This window comes from Aminobacter sp. BE322, assembly GCF_050433525.1.
Classification (GTDB): domain Bacteria; phylum Pseudomonadota; class Alphaproteobacteria; order Rhizobiales; family Rhizobiaceae; genus Aminobacter.
Window position 1 is genome coordinate 217,232 of record NZ_JBNPXB010000003.1, and the last position, 17,240, is coordinate 234,471.

The following is a 17,240-nucleotide window of genomic DNA, read 5'->3' on the forward strand; positions in this document are numbered from 1 at the left end:
GTCGAGTTTCGCGCGCCGAGGCGCCGGAGCATTGAGCCAGAACCAGTCCGAAGAGCCGCCCAATGACCATCACCGATACCCTGACCCAGCTCGGCACGAAGGTGGAGACCCCGACCTCGCCGGAAACCGCCGTGCTCGAAACCGTGCCCTACGGCCGCGTCGACGGACCGCCGGCCATCGTGCGCTTCACCTGCCCGGAATTCACCTCGCTCTGCCCGGTGACCGGCCAGCCGGATTTCGCCCACATCGTCATCGACTATGCCCCGGACAAGCTGCTGGTCGAGTCCAAGTCGCTCAAGCTGTTCATGGTTTCGTTCCGCAACCATGGCGCCTTCCACGAGGACTGCACCGTGATGATCGGCCGCCGCGTCGTCGAGGCGAGCAAGCCACTGTGGCTGCGCATCGCCGGCTACTGGTATCCGCGCGGCGGCATCCCGATCGACGTGTTCTGGCAGACCGGCACGCCGCCCGAGGGCTCGTGGCTGCCCGAAACCGGCGTCGCGCCCTATCGCGGGCGCGGCTGACATCCGTTCGGCGGGACAGCGGGCGATCATTCGCATCGATACTGGCTGAGCGCCCATTCGTTCATCACCGACAAAAAGTCGGCGACCTTCCAATCGCCGTCGACCTTCTTCAGCTTCCACTGCATGCGGTGCGGCTCGTGCGCGGCGGTGAAGGCCGCCACGACGATCGCCGTATCGCCGGTTTCGGATCCGATGATCTTCAGGGAGCCATCGACCTCGGCCTTGTCGTAGGCGGCGTTGTCGAGCGTCATGTTGACGTCGAAGCAGTCGCCCTGCCCCGATTTTTCAAGCTGGTCGCGCGCATCGAGCACGGCCTTGGCCGGTCCGGTGAAGCGGGCGCGCTCGGCGGGGTCGAGTTCGAGCCCGATGCGATCGTAGAACGGCTTGACTGCCTCCACTGCCGTCCCGGCCAGGGCCGGCGTGACCAGCAAGGGCAGGATGGCGGTTGCAAGAGCGGCTTTCATGGCGGCCTCGGCGTTGGATGGGCTGCCCTCCATACCACGCATCATTGACGGCTGCCTTGCGCCGCAGCGTCATCTTTCACCTCGACGCGAACGATCCTGCCGTCGGCGTCGAAATGGACCGTCTCCTTGCCAGACCGGTCGAGACGCACACCGGAGAGGGCGTGCGTCGCCTCCAGCCGCCAGCGCGACCATGCCGCGCGTGGCGACAGCGCCGCCACCGCCTCGTCCTTCGAGACCTGGTCGCCATAGGCGGCGAAATAGTCGCGAAAGGCAGCCATGATCGCATCCCGGCCGACAACAATAGCGCCGATCCCGTCCGAAACGTATTCGGCATCGGTTGCGAAGCAGGCCTCGATGGCGGCGAAGTCGAGTGCCTCGATCGCCGCGTGGTAGTGCCTCAACGCCGCGACCGGGTCGAAGGACGGGTCGGCCAAGGGGCTGTCGTCCGGCATCAGTACCACGCGTCTTCCATCGACGCCTTCTTGCGCGTCATGAACTCCTTGAGCGCCTCGTCGATGCCGGGATCGAGCGGCGGCGCCTCGTATTCGGCGAGCATGGTCTTCCAGCGCCTGTTGGCGCGGGTGGCGGCATCGACCGAGCCTGCGGCCTCCCATTTCTCATAGGGCTCGTTGTCGGCGATGGCCGAGTCCCAGAACGCAGTCTCGTAGTTCTGCATCGTGTGGGCGCAGCCGAAGAAATGGTTGCCGGGGCCGACCTCGCGGAAGGCGTCGAGCGCTAGCTGGTTGTCGTCGATCTTCACGCCGTCGAGATAGGTGTGCAGCGCGCCGCAGAAATCGGCGTCCATGACGAACTTCTCGTAGGACATGGACAGGAGCCCGTCGAGGAAACCGGCGGAATGCAGGATGAAGTTCGCCCCGCAATGCACGGCGGCCAGCATCGACATCGTGCCCTCGTTCATTGCGTGCGCATCGGGCAGCTTGGACGTGGTGAAGTTGCCGGAACATCTGAGGGGCAGATTAAGTCTCCGCGCAAGCTGCCCGATGACCATTGAGCCGATGGCAGGTTCCGGGGTGCCGAAGGTCGGCGAGCCCGAGCGCAACGACATGGACGACAGGAAGTTGCCGAAGATGACGGGCGCGCCCGGCCGTTCGAGCTGGGTCAGGGCGCAGCCGGCCATGGTTTCGGCCAGCGACTGGGCGATGGCGCCGGCATTGGTCACCGGGCCCATGGCGCCGCCGAGGATGAAGGGCACGATCACCGCCGCCTGGTTGGCGCGGGCATAGGCGCGCAGCGCGGTGGTCATGGTCGCGTCCCAGACCAGCGGCGAGTTGACGTTGACGTTGCCCAAGATGACGCAATTCTGGTCGACGAAACCGTCGCCGAAGACGATGCGCGCCATGTCGATGGAATCTTCCGCGCGGCTTTCCGAGGTCACCGAGCCCATGAAGGCGCGGTCGGAATAGCGGATGTGGCTGTAGACCATGTCGAGGTGGCGCTTGTTGACCGGCACGTCGACCGGCTCGCAGATCGTGCCGCCGGAATGGTGCAGCCAGGGCGAGGACTGCGCCAGCTTCACGAAGTTGCGGAAGTCCTCGATGGTGCCGTAACGGCGGCCCTTGTCGAGGTCCATGACGAAGGGCGAGCCATAGGCCGGCGAAAACACAACGCTCTTGCCGCCGATCTCGACCGAGCGTTCGGGATTGCGCGCGTGCTGGGTGAAGGTTGTGGGTGCCGTCTTCAGCACCTCGCGCAGCAGGCCTGGCTCGAACTTGACCAGCACACCCTCGACCTGTGCCCCTGCCCGCCGCCAATGGTCGAGCGCAACCGGGTCGTCGCGGAACTCGATGCCGATCTCGGCAAGGATGCGGTCGGCCGTCTGCTCGATGCGAACGAGGTTTTCCTCTGACAGGATGTCGTAGGTCGGGATGTTCCTCAGGATGTAGGGCCGGCCGTGCGCCTCGGGGCCGTGCGAACGCTGCTCCCGGCGTGCATTGCGGCCGCCGCGCTCGCGGCGCTTGGCGGGCTCGCTCAGGGCTTCGGCTGTGGCAACGCTCATGTCGGGCTCCAAATCATCTGGCATGAAGCTAGCCTTTGGATCGCGCGCTGTGACGCTTGAAAATCCTCATCACTTGCATAAGCTTGCCTTATGCAAAGCCTTCGCCACCTGCTGCCCTCGGCTGGCAGCCTGATCGTCTTCGAAGCCGCCGGACGGCTGGCGAGCTTCACCGCCGCCGGCCGCGAGCTCGGCATGACGCAGGCGGCGGTTTCCTATGCGATCCGGGGACTTGAGGACCAGCTCGGCGCCAAGCTGTTCCGGCGCCGCCACCGCCACGTGGTCTTGACCGAAGCGGGCGAGCGTTTCCTCGCCGACGTCACGCTCGGCCTTTCCCATATCCGCAAGTCGGCCGAGGAACTGAGGGCACGCGCCGGCGGCATGCACGTGACGCTTTCGGCCTCGACGGCGTTCACATCGTTCTGGATGATGCCGCGCCTGCAGAAATTCCGCGACGACCTCCCCGGCATCGACTTGCGCATCCAGACCGCCGACCGCGACCTCGACCTGGTGGCCGAAGGCATTCCCTTGGGCATACGCGGCGGCGACGCCGCCGACTGGCCCGACTACGAGCTGCTGCCGATCTCAGGCGAGGAGATCTACCCGGTCGCCGGACCCGCCTATCTGGCGCGCGCCGGCACGCCCACGACACCCGCCGAGATCACCCTGCATCATCTGATCCACCTGGAAGAACCCTATCGCCCGGCCGCCACATGGAACGAATGGTTCCAGTCAGCCGGGCTCAACGGTGCCGTCGCCAAGCACGGGCTGGTCATCAACGACTACGTTCTCGTCATCCAGGCGGTGATGGAGGGCCAGGGCATCGCGCTTGGCTGGCGCCACCTCACCGACCGGCTGATCGCGGCGGGGCTTCTGGTCAGGCTGTCCGACCACGTGATGACGACGAACAAGGGCTTCCATGTCGCCTGGCCGAGGAACCGGCCGCTCAGCGAAAGCGCCGAAAAGGTGCGCGACTGGCTGGCGGCGCAGGCGTGAGCTCGAGCGGATGGTGCGCCACGCGTCCGCAATGTTGCGCCGCCCCTCATCCCCCTGCCGGGACCTTCTCCCCGCAGGCGGGGAGAAGGGGCAAGCGGAGCCGTTGCGGCCAGCCGCCTTCTCCCCGTCACTATACGGGGAGAAGGTCCCGGCAGGGGATGAGGGGCGGCGCGACGCCGACCGCCTATACGCTGTGGATGGCCCTGCCCCGCGCAATGTGGCTGTCCCGGCGCGACCGAATCCCGCTATAGTCTCGCGATGCCAATTCGCCAGCTTTCCGAAACGATGATCAACCAGATCGCCGCCGGCGAGGTCGTGGAACGGCCTGCCAGCGTGGTCAAGGAACTGGTCGAGAACGCGCTCGACGCAGGGGCTGCACGCATCGAGGTGGCGACGGCCGGCGGTGGGCTGAACCTGATCCGCGTCGTCGACGACGGGTCGGGCATGCCCGAGAGCGAGCTTTCGCTGGCGATCTCGCGCCACTGCACCTCCAAGCTCGACGACGACATCCACGACATCCGCTCGCTCGGCTTCCGCGGCGAGGCGCTGCCCTCGATCGGCTCCGTGTCGAGGCTGACCATCCGCTCGCGCACCAGGGCGGCCGACAGCGGCGCCGAGATCTCGGTCGAAGGCGGGCGGATCGCCGCCGTGCGGCCGGCGCCGAGCAACCGCGGCACGACGGTCGAGGTGCGCGACCTGTTCTTCGCCACCCCTGCCCGGCTCAAGTTCATGAAGACCGAGCGGGCGGAGGCGACGGCCATCGCCGATACGGTCAAGCGCATCGCCATCGCCTTCCCCGCCGTGCGTTTCACGCTGTCGGGCACCGACCGCTCGACGCTGGAGCTTTCGGCCACCGGCGACGCCGCCGATGGAAGGCTTGCCCGCATCGCCCAGGTGATGGGCAACGACTTCCCCGACAACTCGATCGCCATCGATGCGGCGCGCGAAAGCGTGCGGCTCGAGGGCCATGTCTCGATCCCCTCCTACACGCGCGCCAACGCGCTGCAGCAATATGCCTATGTCAACGGCCGCCCGGTGCGCGACAAGCTGATCGCCTCGGCGATCCGTGGCGCCTATGCCGACGTCCTGCCGCGCGACCGCCACGCGGTGACGGTGCTGTTTCTTTCGATCGACCCCGCCCATGTCGACGTCAACGTGCACCCGGCCAAGGCCGACGTGCGCTTCCGCGATCCAGGCCTGGTGCGCGGACTGATCGTCGGCGCGATCCGCCAGGCGCTGGCGGGTGCGGGCATCCGCCCGGCCACCACCGGCACCGAGGCGATGGTGAGCGCATTCCGTCCGGGCGGGCCTTCCTATGCCCACCCCGGCCCATCGGCCAGCCACCGCAGCTACAATCCAGAGTTTCGAGCCGCCCCTTCGGCCGGCTTCGATGCAGCGCGGTCGCCGTTCCGGCCGCTCGACACGGGCTTCGCCGAGGCCGAGCAGGCGAGCTTCGACACGGGACCGCTGCACAGCGCCGATGCGCGCGCCGGCCAGGCCGAGGTGGTGGAAGCGCTGCTGCAGACCGAGCTTGGCGCCGCCCGGGCGCAGGTGCACGAAAACTACATCGTCGCGCAGACCAGGGATTCACTGGTCATCGTCGACCAACACGCCGCGCATGAACGACTGGTCTACGAGGCCTTGAAGACCGCGCTGCATGCGCGCCCGGTGGCGGCGCAGATGCTTTTGATGCCCGAGATCGTCGACCTGCCCGAGGAAGATGCCGAAAGGCTCGCCGTGCACTCGGAAACGCTGGCCCGCTTCGGCCTCGGCATCGAGCGCTTCGGTCCAGGCGCGGTCGCCGTGCGCGAGACGCCCGCCATGCTCGGCGAGACCGACGTCGCCCAGCTGGTGCGCGACCTCGCCGACGAGATCGCCGATAGCGACACGGCCGACACGCTGAAAGAACGGCTGCATGCGATTGCCGCCACCATGGCCTGCCACGGCTCGGTTCGGTCGGGCCGCCGGCTGCGGCCGGAGGAGATGAACGCGCTGCTGCGCCAGATGGAGGCGACACCGGGATCGGGCACCTGTAACCACGGGCGGCCGACCTATATCGAACTCAAGCTGGCCGACATCGAGAAGCTGTTCGGCCGCAGGTAGTTGACCTGACCGGGGTTTTGTGGGCGTAACAGCCCGACAAGGAAGACGAGCACAAGCCCATGATGAACCGTTTCGAAGGCCCCGGCGCGCGCGAAGCCCGCATCCGCTATCTCGACGGCGATTTCCAGGTGACCAGCCCCGGCTCCTTCGTGCGCTGCGCGGTGACGGCCGAGTCCATTCCGCTCGACGAGCTCAAGTACTGGAGCGTCGCCCGCCAGGAGCCCTATCGCGACGCCTCGGTCTCACTCGGGCGAGAGATCGACATGAACCCGGACCTGCGCAAGCGCCGCTAGCGCATCGGCCCAAATATCTGAGCGATTCTCGGGAAGCAGGCCGCACGGCTTCGGCCAGGCGGAGCGTCAGCCCGCTATCTTTCGCCGCCGCCAGGCGTCCAGCGTCTCGTCGACGATGCGCTCGGCGGTGTGCTCGATCTCGAACACGGCATCGATTTCAAGCACGTTGAGCCGTGCGAGGAATTCGGCCGCTGCAGCGCCGTGGCGCAGGCGCGCCGCGTCCTTGGAGGTGGTGACCAGCTCCAGCTCGCCGGCCTGGGCGGCCTTGGCCAAATCCTCCAGCTCGTCCGGAAGGTAGAAATGGTGATCGGGGAAGGCATGGGCGAGGACCACCGTCCCGCCAGCCTTTGTCACCGTGTCGAAGAACTTCTCCGGATGGCCGATACCGGCGAAAGCGAGGAAGCGCCTGCCCTGGAACATCTTCTTGCCGCGCGGCCGCGCCGTCGCGGCGAAGACCGGCTTGCCCGCGCGCGCCGCCTGGCGCACGACCGCGTTGGCCATGTCGCCCTCGCCCATGCGGATCACCGCGTCGGTAAATCTCAGCTGGTCGACCAGGCGCGCGCGCATCGGCCCCGCCGGGATGACGTGGCCATTGCCCAGGCCGAAACGCGCGTCGACCACCACCAGCGCAAAGTCGATATGGATGCGCGCGCTCTGGAAACCGTCGTCCATGATGAGGAAATTGCAGCCGCGCTCGATGAGCAGCTTTGCGCCCGCAGCGCGGTTCGGGGTGACGGCGACGGGGGCATGCTCGGCCAGCAGCAGAGGCTCGTCGCCGACATGCTTGGCGCTGTCGTGCTGCCGGTCGACCACGTGCGGCTCGGCGAAGCTGCCGCCATGGCCGCGCGACAGGAAGCCAGGCACGAGTTGCATGCGCTTGGCCTGCCTGGCGAGCGCGATCGCGATCGGGGTCTTGCCGGTGCCACCGACGGTGAAGTTGCCGACGCACAGCACCGGCGCATCGATCTTCTCGCGCCGCGCCGCCTTCATGCGCCGCCCGGCCACGAATGCATACAGCGACGACACCGGGTACAGCGCGTAGGCACGCCAGTCCGGCTTTTCCCACCAGAAAGGAGGCGCTTCGCTGGCCAGCGCTACCTCCCGCCAGCGCCCTTGAGGCGCGCTTTCACGATGAGGGGATGGATGAAGGGTTCGAGCGCCTTCAGCGTGCGCGCCAGCGCCCCGCGCATCTCCTCGACCGTCGAGGCGCCGGCCGCCATCATGTCGTGGCGGGCGATCTCGTTGCCGAGGAGGAAGTTGACGGCCCCCGCCAGCATGTCGCGGTCGCGCACGATCTTGGCGCCGCCCTTGTCGATCAGCCGCTGGTAGGTGTCGCGGAAGTTCTGCACGTTGCGGCCCGACAGGACGGCGGTGTCCAGCATTGCCGGCTCGAGCGGATTCTGCCCGCCCTCCGACGTCATCGAGCGGCCGACGAAGGCTATCTCGGTGAGGCGCAGGTAAAGCCCCATCTCGCCGATGGTGTCGCCGAGCAGGATATCGGTGTCGGGCATAATGCGGTCGCCGGTGCTGCGACGGGCGACCTTCAGCCCCAGGCTGACAATCTGCGCCGCCACGGCAGCGGCGCGCTCGGGATGGCGCGGCACGATGATCGTCAGCAGCCCGCGATGGCGGTTGCGCAGCATCGCGTGCACCTCGGCCGCCACGAGCTCCTCGCCGTCATGGGTCGAAACGGCCGCCCAGGTCGAGCGGCGCCCGATCTGGCGCTGGAGCATGTGCAGGGCGCGTTCATCGACCGGCGGCGGAGCAGTATCGACCTTGAGGTTGCCGGAGACAGTCACCGGCCGCGCACCGAGCGCGCGGAAACGTTCGCCATCGACGTCGGACTGCGCCACGACATGCGCCATGTTCTCGAACAGCGCCTCGGCGATGTAGGCCCGCTTCTTCCACGACTTGAACGAACGGTCGGAGAGGCGGCCGTTGACGAGGATCTGCGGCACGTTGCGCGCGCCCAGTTCGAGGATGGTCATGGGCCATATCTCCGACTCGGCGATGATCGCCAGGTCCGGAAGCCAATGGTCGAGAAATCGGCTCACCGCCGGCTTGAGGTCGAGCGGCACATATTGATGGATGATGCGGGAACCCAGGCGTTCTTCGGCGACCTGGGCGGAGGTGACCGTGCCCGTGGTCAGAACGACGTTAATGCCGTAATCCAGAATGCTCTCGATCAACGGAACGACCGCGATCGTCTCACCGACGCTCGCCGCATGGAACCAGATCAGCGGGCCGTCGGGCCGTTCGCGACTGGCGAAGCCGTAGCGCTCGCGACGACGGTTCTTGTCTTCCTTGCCCTTGGAGGTCCGCCAGGCGACATAGCCCCCGACCATCGGATAGGCAGCGGCACCCGCGTAGCGATACGCCTTGAGGAAAGCCCTGGCCCAGCGTTCGCTCATCTTGCGCCGTCCACCATGCGATAGGCCTGTTCGGTTGCAATGTTGATGGCTGCCGTGAGTTCGAGGCGCTTGCGCTCCATCTCGGCATCGTCCGCTTCGGCGGCCACTTCGATCAGCGGGCCAACGGCAACCGCACAACGGCCGAAGGGCAGGTTGACGGTCGTCTTGTCCCAGCTCTTCTCGATCACCGTGCGGCGGCTCGTGGCGATCGCCGCCGGGGCGATGGGCCTGCCGGAAAGGCGGGCCAGAAGGACGATGCCCATGCCGGCGTCGCGGGGCGTACCATGCGGGATGTCTGCGATCATGCAGACGTTCTTGCCGGCATCGAGCGCCTTTTTCAGGGCAATGAGGGCGGTCGCGCCACCCTTTTCCCGCTTGCTCTTTCTTTGACGGCCGCCGGAGCCGCGCACCGCCTCGATGCCAAACTTGTTGATGACCAGTGCGTTCAGTTCCGCATCGGCGCTGCGCGAGACCATGGCGACCAGGCCGCGGCCGCTGGGATAGAGCGCCGGCGCCAGAAGATGCTGTCCGTGCCAGAGGCCGATGATCAGCGGCTCGCTGTCGGCATAGCCGCCGCCAGCCAGTTGGAACGAGCCTTCCGCGTAGGGATTGGTCAGCTTGATGAAGCGCAACGCTCCGGCAAACAGGCTGGCGACCGCGCCTTTTGCAAAGCGCGACTTGGCCAGTGGTTCGCGTATGCGCCGCCACAAACCCTTCGGCGCCGGCTTTGCACGCTTCTTGTTCGCCGCGGGCCTCACGGCCGGCGACGCCATGCGGGATCCCTCCATCAGCTCTGACCGGGCGCCTTCACTTCCGGCTCGAGCAGGCGATGCAGGTGGACGACGAAATAGCGCATATGCGCGTTGTCGACGCTGGCCTGCGCCTTCGCCTTCCAGGCCAGCTCGGCCGACTTGTAGTCCGGGTAGATGCCCACGATGTCGAGCGCCTCGAGATCGCGGAATTCCGTGCCGCCGAGCGTCTTCAGCTCGCCGCCGAACACCAGGTGCAAAAGCTGCTTCTTACCGTCTTCCTCGGCCATCTCAGTCCTTGATTCATCTTATGCTGGGTCCGCCTGATCTAGACCAAAGCGAACCGTTTTGGAACAGCTTCCAGTTCTACCGGCCGTCCGGGCCGGCAATGACGCCTGCCATGGCCGCGAGCAACTCGCCGCTTCCGGCCATAAGCTCGCCATGGACGATCCGCTCGCCAGCAAAGGCAGGCAAGCCGCCCTCACTGTCAAGCAGCCGGCCGCCGGCTTCGTGCAATATGAGCTCGGCCGCGGCAATGTCCCAGTCATGCGCGTTCGGCTTGACGAAGGTCGCATCCAGCGCGCCGCTGGCGATCATCGCCAGGCGATAGGCCAGCGATGGAATATAGGCCACCCGGTCTAGCCTCGCCTGCCATTCCGGCGGGAGGCGGTCGATCATCGGCTTCGGCCCCGCGATGCTGAGCCGCTCGCCCCCGGGCCGCACGCCGATCCGGTCACCGTTGAGATAGGCGCCGCCGCCGGCCATCGCCCAATAGGTCTCGCCGCGTGCCGGGCATTCGAGCACGCCCGCGAGCGAGCGGCCGTTCTCCACGACCGCCGCGCTCACGCACCATTCGGCCCTGCCCTCCACGAAGCCGCGCGTCCCGTCGATCGGATCGACGACGAAGGTCCGGCGGGCGCCAAGGCGATCGGGATTGTCGGCGGTCTCCTCCGACAACCAGCCATAGTCAGGCCTCGCGGCCATCAGCGTCTCGCGAAGGTAGCGATCGGCGGCGTAGTCGGCCTCGCTCACCGGCGAGTTGCCGCCTTTGAGCCAGACCTCCGGGTTGCGGCGGAAATAGCCCATGGCGATCTTTCCGGCCTCGGCCGCCGCCATGCGCAGCAACTCGAGATCGGCCAGCATGCCGGCTTGTGCTGCGACGTCAGTTTCCGGCAAGGGTCATGCCTTCGATCAGCAGGGTCGGCGCGGCCGTGCCGTAGTTGCGGTCGAGGTCGCTCGCCGGCACCATGCGCAGGAACATGTCCTTGAGGTTCGACGCGATCGTCACTTCCGACACCGGCCAGGCGATCTCGCCGTTCTCGATCCAGAAACCAGACGCGCCGCGGCTGTATTCGCCGGTAATCATGTCGACGCCCTGGCCGAAGACCTCGGTGACGTAGAAACCGCTCTTGAGGGACCGGATCAGGTCCTCCGGCGACTTGTCGCCCGGCTCGATCGAGAAGTTCGTCGACGACGGCGACACCGACGAGCCGCCGCGCACGCCACGGCCGTTGGTCGCAAGGCCCAGTTCCCGCGCGGCCGAGGTCGACAGGAACCAGTGGTTGAGCACGCCGTTCTCGACCATCTTCAGCGTGGCGCCCTCGATCCCCTCGCCGTCGAACGGCCGCGAAGCCTGGCCGCGGCGCTTGAGCGGTTCGTCGATGGCCGTGATCGCGGCCGCAGCCACCTGCCTGCCCATCATGTCGCGCAGGAAACTCGTCTTGCGGGCAACCGAGGCGCCGTTGATCGCCCCGGCAAGATGGCCGGCGATGCCACGCGCCACGCGCGGGTCGAAGACGACGTCGACGGGGCCGGTCTGCGCCTTGCGGGCGTTCAGCCGCTTGACCACGCGCTCGCCGGCCTTGCGGCCGATCTCGTCGGCCGGGTCGAGGTCGGCGAAGTGCAGGCGCGAGGAATATTCATAGTCGCGTTCCATCGCCGTGCCCTCGCCGGCGATGACGCTGGCCGAGCGGGAGAAACGCGATCCGACATAATGTCCGAGGAAACCGTGCGACGTCGCAAGCACGAGACCGCCGAGACCGGCGCTGGCACCGGCGCCCGACGAGTTGGTCACGCCCTTGACGGCAAGTGCAGCGCTTTCCGCCGCAAGCGCGTCTTCCTTGAGCCGCTCGGCCGAAACGACGGTTTCGTCGAAGAGGTCCAGGTCGCGTGGGGTCGCCGAGAGCAGCGAAGCGTCGGCCAGCCCCTGGAAGGGATCCTCGGGCGAAACCCTGGCCATCGCCACGGCGCGCTCGGCCAGGGCCTTCGCGTCGGAGGCGGCGGTCGCCGAAACGCTGGCCACGCGACGCCCGACAAAGACGCGGAGCGAAACGTCCTCGCTCTCCGAAGCCTCGGTCGCCTCGACCTTGCCCAGGCGCACCGAAACGCCGGTCGAACGCCCCCGCACGGCCACTGCATCGGCGGCATCCGCGCCGGCCTTCCTGGCGGCCTCGACCAGGCTGGCGACCCGGTCAGCCAGTTTCGCGGCGTCGTTGGTATCGTTCATTGGCGTGTTCCGATTGCTTGCGGCCGGTCGCGGCCCTTTCCTCCATCTATTGTCCCCTACCGGCTTGTGCAATGGGTGGGTACATGGTCAAACCGAGTCCACCCTACTCAATGGCCTCGACCAGAATCGGAGCGGATGCCCCAGGCCGTCCGTCGCCAAAGCCTCCCCGGGTCCACATGTCCAGTCCAAGCCAGGCGGCGATGCCCGCGAAATTCACAACCGGCTCGACCATGCGTCACGTCATCGTGATGACTGCCACCGGCTCGGTCGGCCTCGTCGCCATCTTCATCGTCGACGCCCTCAACCTGTTCTACATATCGCTTCTCGGCGTGGAAGAGCTGGCTGCCGCGATCGGTTTTGCCTCGACGCTGCTGTTCTTCACCGTGTCCATTTCGATCGGCTTCACCATCGCCTGCGGGGCCCTGGTCGCCCGCTGTCTCGGTCGCGGCGCACGCGAGGAGGCTGCGCGCATGGGCGGGGCCTCGATGGTGTTCATGGGGCTCGTAACACTGCTCGTCACCGTCGCGACGCTGCCCTTCCTGCGGCCGCTGCTGGTCCTGCTCGGTGCAACCGGCCAGACGCTCGAGCTGTCGGCCCGTTTCATGCAGATCGTGCTGCCCTCCTTCCCGATCCTGGCGCTGGGCATGTGCACGACCGGCATTCTGCGCGGGGTGGGTGACGCCCGGCGAGCCATGTATGTGACGCTCGGCAGCGGCATTGCCGCCGCCATCTTCGACCCGCTGTTCATCTTCGGTTTCGGGCTCGGACTCGACGGCGCGGCAATCGCCACCGTCCTGTCACGCTGCGTCATGCTCGCGATCGGCATCCACGGCGCCCATGTCGTGCACCGGCTCGTGAGGATTCCCGACCTGAGGGAACTGCGCGAGGCGGTGGCACCGTTTTTCGCCATCGGCGTCCCGGCGATGCTCACCCAGATCGCCACGCCGGTGGGCAATGCCTATGTCACCGTCGAGATCGCCGCCTTCGGCGATCAGGCCGTGGCCGGCTGGGCGATCATCGGCCGCCTGGTGCCCGTCGCCTTCGGCGTCATCTTCGCGCTGTCGGGCGCGGTTGGCCCGATCCTCGGGCAGAACTACGGCGCCCGCAAGTTCGACCGCCTGACATCGACCATGCGCGACAGCCTGCTGTTCACCATCGTCTACGTGCTGGCGGTATGGGCGCTGCTCGCGATTTTCGCCAACCCCATCGCCGGCATCTTCGGCGCCGACGGCATTGCCCGCGACCTCATCGTCTTCTTCTGCCTCTATGCGGCCGGCAGCTTCCTGTTCAACGGTGCGATCTTCGTTTCCAGCGCCGCCTTCAACAATCTCGGCTACCCGGCCTATTCGACCGTCTTCAACTGGGGCCGTTCGACGCTCGGCGTCATCCCCTTCGTCTGGGCCGGCGCTCACTACTGGGGCGCGACCGGTGTCATCGCCGGCTGGGGCCTGGGCGCCGTGGTGTTCGGCGTCGTGTCGATGCTGGTATGCTTCCGCGTGGTCAAGGCGATCGCCGGCGAACCCCTGCACCAGGAGGAGACCCCGCCTGCCCCGCCGCCGGCGGCGCAGTCGCCCTTCTCCACCGGCAAGGCGTCGACCCTGCAGTAATTCGGCAGTTTTCCCCGCTACTGGAGGATTTCGTCGATCGCCTGCTTCAGTTCTTCCTTCAGTGCGGCCGTTTCCGCCAGCACCTGGTCGATCTTGAGGAAATCGAGCGCGCGGAAGCGCGACACCGGCGGCCTTAGGAAGATGTCGGGCTGGCTCTGGCCGAGCTTGCCGGCGGTGATCGACTGCATCATCAGCTGGGTCGCGCCGAACATCAGGTCGATGGAGTTCGGCCGCCTGCCGTCGTTCTCCACGGGTGCCCCGACGACGTCGATGGCGATCGTGAAGTCCGCGAGGCCGTCGAGAAGGTCGAAGGGCACGGGATTGTAGATGCCGCCGTCGATGTAGAGCGTGTTGCCGCGGGTCACAGGCCTGAACACCGCCGGGATCGCCGCGGACGCGGCCAGCGCCGTCAACAGGTCACCCTCCTCGAAGACCGACTGGCAATGGCCGTAGTAGTCGGTGGCGGTCACCTTGAGCGGCACCTTGAGCTCCTCGAAGGTGGCGGGCACCGCCTCGGGCAGGAATACCTTGAGGATACGCTCGATGTTGAACTGGCTGACCCTGATGCCGGTCTCGACCATCTCGGACAGGGTGCCGGGCCGCGCCTTCCACATGCGGCTCGCCACTTCGCCCGGCCGTCCGAGCACCGAGCGCGAATATTCGCGGATCTCGCTGCCGCTCAGGCCGGCGGCCATGCCGGCCCCCATGATGGCGCCGATCGAGGAGCCGGCAATGGCGACCGGCTTGATGCCCAGTTCGTCCAGCGCCTCGATGACGTGGATGTGGGCGAGCCCCCGCGCGCCGCCGCCGCCGAGTGCGAGTGCGAAGCTCGTGCTCATCCCTTGCCTCCGTCCGACTTCGGACCGAGGATCATCACCGCCGGCTCAACCGACAGCAGCTTGCGCGCCACGGCCTTCACCTCGTTCAACGTCACTGCGCCGATGAGATCCACCCGCCGCTGGATGTAGTCGATGCCCAGATCGTCGGTCTGGATGTTGACCAGCGTGCTCGCGATCGCCCCCGACGAATCGAGGTTGTTGATGGCGTAGGCGCCCAGCATGTACTTCTTGGCCGCGTCCAGCTCCGCCGCGGTCGGCCCCTCCTCGGCCATCCTGCGCACCACGTCACGGATCACCGCGAGGGTTTCGGCCGCACGGTCCGAACGCGTCGCCGTGCTGATGACCAGCGACGACGAATGCTCCTGGTTGATCAGCATGGACGTCACGCTGTAGGCCAGGCCCCGCTTCTCGCGCACCTCGTCAAAGAGCCGCGACGAGAAGCTGCCTCCTCCGAGGATCTGCTCCATCAGCGCGGCGGCCAGGAAGTCCGGCGCATCGCGCCGCACGCCGGGATAGACGAGCTGCAGCGAGGTCTGGGGCAGCGGATATTCGACCTGCAGGGTCTGTCCAAGCTTGGGTTCGACGGGGTCGACCTTGCGGATCTGCGCCTTCTCGGGGAGGTTGCCGAAGACCTGGTCCAGCCTCTTCTTCAGGCTTTCGGCGTCGATCGCACCGACGACTGCGATCTTCAGCTTGTCGCGCGCGAAGACTGCCTTGTGGAAGGCGCGCAGGTCGTCGGCGGTGATCGCCGCGAGCGACTTTTCCGTGCCCTGGTCGGGCCGGGCATAGGGATGGGCGCCATAGATCGCCTCGGCCCATTTGCGCGACGCTTCGGTTTCGGGATCGCGCGCATTGGCGACGATGCCGGCGACGATCTGCGAGCGGATGCGGTCGATCGGCGCCTGGTCGAAGCGGGGGCTCTCGACGGCAAGCCTCAGCAATTCGAAGGCCTCGTCCTGCTGGTCGGAGAGCATGCGCATCGAGCCGCCGAGGTCGTCGTTGCTCTCGCTGAATCCCATTTCGGCGCCGGCATCGTCCAGCCGGCTCTGGAACGCCTCGCTGTCGAGGTCGCCTGCCCCCTCGTCGAAGAGCCCGGTCATCAGGTTGGCGAGCCCCTCCTTGCCGTCGGGATCCTGCGAACTTCCGCCCTCGAAGGCAAACCGGACGGCGATGATCGGCACCGAATAGTCCTCGACGAGCCAGGCGGAGACACCCTTCTCCGACCTGACCTCCTGGATCTTCACCTCGGCGCGGGCCGCGACCACGGCCGGCAACACCAGGAACACCAGTGCGAGCAGCAGCGTGGTCAGGGAAGTGCCCAAGCTCAAGCGCATTGTCTTCGAACCGTTCATCGCATCATTTCCCGTCAGAATTGGTCGGGAGCAGATAGCCGGCAACCGAGCGGTCGGGATTGAGGTACTTGGCCGCCACCGCCTTGATCTCGTCGGCGGTCACGGCCCGGATCTTGTCCGGCCATTGCTCGACATCCGCCACCGCGCCGCCGGTCGCCAGCGTGCTGCCATAGATGTTTGCCATGCTTGCCTGGTTGTCGCGTGCGAAGATCATGCTGCGGACGAAGCGGTTCTTGGCTTTTTCCAGCTCGTCGGGCGTGACCCCGTCCTTGATGATGCGGCGGATTTCGACGTCGACGGCATCCTCCACCTGCTGCAGGCCGGCCTCGCCGCGCGGCGCGCCGTAGACAGCGAAGCTGGTGTCGTCGACCATCGTGCCTTCGAAATAGGCGCCGGCCGACGATGCGATCCCCTGCTTGACCACCAGCTGCTGGTAGAGCCGGCTGCGGCTGCCGCCGCCGAGGATTTCCGAAAGCAGGTCTAGGGCTTCGGCCTCGCCGGGCTTGGCGGTCTGGTAGGACGGCACCACCCATGCCTTGGAGAAGCTCGGGACGCTGACGCGCGCATCCGTCATCTCGACCGTGCGCTTGGTGTTCTGCTCGGGCTCCTCGGGGCGCGCGCGTGGTGGCAGGTCGGGGCCGCGCGCGACCTTGCCGTAGGTCTTCTCCGCCAGTTCGCGGACCCTGTCGGGTTCGACGTCGCCGGCCACCACGAGGATGGCGTTGTTCGGCGCGTAGTAGCGGTCGTAGAAGGCGGTGGCGTCGACCCGGTTGAGCTTTTCGATCTCGTGCATCCAGCCGATCACCGGGATGCGGTAGGGTTCGTTCTGGAACAGCGTGGCGTCGACCTCCTCGTTGAGGAGCGCGCCCGGATTGTTCTCGATGCGCGAGCGCCGCTCCTCGAGGATGACGTCGCGTTCGGGTCCGATCACCGCATCGGTCAGCACCAGGTTGCGCATCCGGTCGGCTTCGAAGCCCATCATCGTCTCGAGCGCGCCGGGCGCCACCGTCTGGTGATAGGCGGTGTAGTCGTAGGTGGTGAAGGCGTTCTCGCTGCCGCCGATCTCCGCCACCTTCTGGCTGAACTCGCCTGCCTTGTGCTCGGCCGTGCCCTTGAACATCAGGTGTTCGAAGAAATGGGCGATGCCCGACTTCCCAGGCGGCTCGTCGGCGCTGCCCACCTTGTACCAGACCATGTGGGTGACGATGGGCGCGCGGTGGTCGGGGATCACCACCACCTGCATGCCGTTTTCGAGATTGAAGCTCGACACGGTGCCGTCGCTCGGCGACGCCTGGAGCGCGCCGGCGCCGATCAAGCCGAATGCCAGGGCGAGCAATGCCTGCGGCAAGCCTTTCGCCCGAATTAGTTCCAAGCTCATCGAC

17 protein-coding genes are annotated in these 17,240 nt (G+C 66.9%); 5 read left to right on the forward strand and 12 right to left on the reverse strand.

Annotated elements, in window-relative coordinates; all coding sequences use genetic code 11:
- The first annotated feature begins 62 nt into the window (after positions 1-62).
- On the forward strand, positions 63-524 hold the full coding sequence (gene queF, locus J2X50_RS07165) for a preQ(1) synthase (RefSeq protein WP_429093351.1): 462 nt from the start codon (positions 63-65) through the stop codon (positions 522-524).
- Positions 525-550: 26 nt separating this feature from the next.
- On the opposite strand, the gene J2X50_RS07170 is transcribed toward queF, so the two are convergent.
- The 3 genes from J2X50_RS07170 to J2X50_RS07180 are packed head-to-tail and all read right to left on the reverse strand — an operon-like array spanning position 551 to position 3,005.
- A complete protein-coding gene (locus tag J2X50_RS07170; RefSeq protein ID WP_429093354.1) occupies positions 551-988 on the reverse strand; it encodes a hypothetical protein in 438 nt (145 codons plus the stop codon).
- Positions 989-1,029: 41 nt separating this feature from the next.
- Positions 1,030-1,440 (reverse strand): nuclear transport factor 2 family protein, encoded by a 411-nt coding sequence (locus tag J2X50_RS07175; protein WP_429093751.1) that lies wholly within the window; start codon positions 1,438-1,440, stop codon positions 1,030-1,032.
- Entirely contained in the window at positions 1,440-3,005 is a 1,566-nt protein-coding gene (locus J2X50_RS07180; protein WP_429093357.1) for a trimethylamine methyltransferase family protein, read from the reverse strand. The genes J2X50_RS07175 and J2X50_RS07180 overlap by 1 nt, the downstream gene beginning before the upstream one ends.
- Positions 3,006-3,095: 90 nt before the next feature.
- Between J2X50_RS07180 and J2X50_RS07185 the strand changes: the two genes are divergently transcribed.
- The 3 genes from J2X50_RS07185 to J2X50_RS07195 all read left to right on the forward strand — a co-directional run bounded on the left by J2X50_RS07185 (position 3,096) and on the right by J2X50_RS07195 (position 6,394).
- Complete coding sequence (locus J2X50_RS07185; RefSeq protein ID WP_429093360.1) at positions 3,096-3,998, forward strand: LysR substrate-binding domain-containing protein; 903 nt, start codon at positions 3,096-3,098, stop codon at positions 3,996-3,998.
- A gap of 258 nt (positions 3,999-4,256) precedes the next feature.
- Entirely contained in the window at positions 4,257-6,101 is a 1,845-nt protein-coding gene (gene mutL, locus J2X50_RS07190; protein WP_429093361.1) for a DNA mismatch repair endonuclease MutL, read from the forward strand.
- A gap of 59 nt (positions 6,102-6,160) precedes the next feature.
- The gene (locus J2X50_RS07195) at positions 6,161-6,394 is read left to right on the forward strand and encodes a DUF2093 domain-containing protein (RefSeq protein ID WP_340035840.1); all 234 of its coding nucleotides are present in this window, start codon (positions 6,161-6,163) and stop codon (positions 6,392-6,394) included.
- A 66-nt stretch (positions 6,395-6,460) separates the two neighbouring features.
- On the opposite strand, the gene lpxK is transcribed toward J2X50_RS07195, so the two are convergent.
- From lpxK to J2X50_RS07225, 6 genes are all read right to left on the reverse strand, one after another.
- A complete protein-coding gene (lpxK, locus tag J2X50_RS07200; protein ID WP_429093753.1) occupies positions 6,461-7,486 on the reverse strand; it encodes a tetraacyldisaccharide 4'-kinase in 1,026 nt (341 codons plus the stop codon).
- A 2-nt stretch (positions 7,487-7,488) separates the two neighbouring features.
- Complete coding sequence (waaA, locus tag J2X50_RS07205) at positions 7,489-8,805, reverse strand: lipid IV(A) 3-deoxy-D-manno-octulosonic acid transferase (RefSeq protein WP_429093364.1); 1,317 nt, start codon at positions 8,803-8,805, stop codon at positions 7,489-7,491.
- Positions 8,802-9,593 carry a lysophospholipid acyltransferase family protein gene (locus tag J2X50_RS07210; RefSeq protein WP_429093367.1) on the reverse strand — a complete coding sequence of 264 codons (792 nt, stop codon included), beginning with the start codon at positions 9,591-9,593 and terminating at the stop codon, positions 8,802-8,804. Before J2X50_RS07210 ends, waaA begins: the two co-directional genes overlap by 4 nt.
- Positions 9,593-9,844: a DUF4170 domain-containing protein gene (locus J2X50_RS07215; protein WP_429093370.1), complete on the reverse strand. Its 252-nt coding sequence runs from the start codon at positions 9,842-9,844 to the stop codon at positions 9,593-9,595. Before J2X50_RS07215 ends, J2X50_RS07210 begins: the two co-directional genes overlap by 1 nt.
- A 76-nt stretch (positions 9,845-9,920) precedes the next feature.
- Positions 9,921-10,730, reverse strand: coding sequence for a 3'(2'),5'-bisphosphate nucleotidase CysQ (locus tag J2X50_RS07220; protein ID WP_429093372.1), 810 nt, complete (start codon positions 10,728-10,730; stop codon positions 9,921-9,923).
- Positions 10,717-12,060 carry a TldD/PmbA family protein gene (locus J2X50_RS07225; RefSeq protein ID WP_429093375.1) on the reverse strand — a complete coding sequence of 448 codons (1,344 nt, stop codon included), beginning with the start codon at positions 12,058-12,060 and terminating at the stop codon, positions 10,717-10,719. Before J2X50_RS07225 ends, J2X50_RS07220 begins: the two co-directional genes overlap by 14 nt.
- Positions 12,061-12,260: 200 nt before the next feature.
- Here J2X50_RS07225 and J2X50_RS07230 point away from each other — a divergent pair, with 200 nt between their 5' ends.
- Positions 12,261-13,667 (forward strand): MATE family efflux transporter, encoded by a 1,407-nt coding sequence (locus tag J2X50_RS07230; protein ID WP_429093378.1) that lies wholly within the window; start codon positions 12,261-12,263, stop codon positions 13,665-13,667.
- A gap of 17 nt (positions 13,668-13,684) precedes the next feature.
- On the opposite strand, the gene J2X50_RS07235 is transcribed toward J2X50_RS07230, so the two are convergent.
- The 3 genes from J2X50_RS07235 to J2X50_RS07245 are packed head-to-tail and all read right to left on the reverse strand — an operon-like array spanning position 13,685 to position 17,236.
- Positions 13,685-14,506 carry a patatin-like phospholipase family protein gene (locus tag J2X50_RS07235; RefSeq protein WP_429093381.1) on the reverse strand — a complete coding sequence of 274 codons (822 nt, stop codon included), beginning with the start codon at positions 14,504-14,506 and terminating at the stop codon, positions 13,685-13,687.
- Positions 14,503-15,858 (reverse strand): M16 family metallopeptidase, encoded by a 1,356-nt coding sequence (locus tag J2X50_RS07240; protein WP_429093384.1) that lies wholly within the window; start codon positions 15,856-15,858, stop codon positions 14,503-14,505. Before J2X50_RS07240 ends, J2X50_RS07235 begins: the two co-directional genes overlap by 4 nt.
- A 4-nt stretch (positions 15,859-15,862) precedes the next feature.
- The gene (locus J2X50_RS07245) at positions 15,863-17,236 is read right to left on the reverse strand and encodes a M16 family metallopeptidase (RefSeq protein ID WP_429093387.1); all 1,374 of its coding nucleotides are present in this window, start codon (positions 17,234-17,236) and stop codon (positions 15,863-15,865) included.
- Positions 17,237-17,240 lie beyond the last annotated feature (4 nt).

What these genes read in the sequence shown, in the direction of transcription:
- J2X50_RS07195 (WP_340035840.1), top strand. Translation starts at nt 6,161, where the DNA reads ATGATGAACCGTTTCGAAGGCCCCGGCGCGCGCGAAGCCCGCATCCGC.
- J2X50_RS07240 (WP_429093384.1), bottom strand. Translation starts at nt 15,858, where the DNA reads ATGAACGGTTCGAAGACAATGCGCTTGAGCTTGGGCACTTCCCTGACC.
- J2X50_RS07230 (WP_429093378.1), top strand. Translation starts at nt 12,261, where the DNA reads ATGCCCGCGAAATTCACAACCGGCTCGACCATGCGTCACGTCATCGTG.
- J2X50_RS07245 (WP_429093387.1), bottom strand. Translation starts at nt 17,236, where the DNA reads ATGAGCTTGGAACTAATTCGGGCGAAAGGCTTGCCGCAGGCATTGCTC.
- J2X50_RS07225 (WP_429093375.1), bottom strand. Translation starts at nt 12,060, where the DNA reads ATGAACGATACCAACGACGCCGCGAAACTGGCTGACCGGGTCGCCAGC.
- J2X50_RS07175 (WP_429093751.1), bottom strand. Translation starts at nt 1,440, where the DNA reads ATGCCGGACGACAGCCCCTTGGCCGACCCGTCCTTCGACCCGGTCGCG.
- J2X50_RS07180 (WP_429093357.1), bottom strand. Translation starts at nt 3,005, where the DNA reads ATGAGCGTTGCCACAGCCGAAGCCCTGAGCGAGCCCGCCAAGCGCCGC.
- J2X50_RS07235 (WP_429093381.1), bottom strand. Translation starts at nt 14,506, where the DNA reads ATGAGCACGAGCTTCGCACTCGCACTCGGCGGCGGCGGCGCGCGGGGG.
- J2X50_RS07215 (WP_429093370.1), bottom strand. Translation starts at nt 9,844, where the DNA reads ATGGCCGAGGAAGACGGTAAGAAGCAGCTTTTGCACCTGGTGTTCGGC.
- J2X50_RS07170 (WP_429093354.1), bottom strand. Translation starts at nt 988, where the DNA reads ATGAAAGCCGCTCTTGCAACCGCCATCCTGCCCTTGCTGGTCACGCCG.
- J2X50_RS07185 (WP_429093360.1), top strand. Translation starts at nt 3,096, where the DNA reads ATGCAAAGCCTTCGCCACCTGCTGCCCTCGGCTGGCAGCCTGATCGTC.
- waaA (WP_429093364.1), bottom strand. Translation starts at nt 8,805, where the DNA reads ATGAGCGAACGCTGGGCCAGGGCTTTCCTCAAGGCGTATCGCTACGCG.
- mutL (WP_429093361.1), top strand. Translation starts at nt 4,257, where the DNA reads ATGCCAATTCGCCAGCTTTCCGAAACGATGATCAACCAGATCGCCGCC.
- queF (WP_429093351.1), top strand. Translation starts at nt 63, where the DNA reads ATGACCATCACCGATACCCTGACCCAGCTCGGCACGAAGGTGGAGACC.
- J2X50_RS07210 (WP_429093367.1), bottom strand. Translation starts at nt 9,593, where the DNA reads ATGGAGGGATCCCGCATGGCGTCGCCGGCCGTGAGGCCCGCGGCGAAC.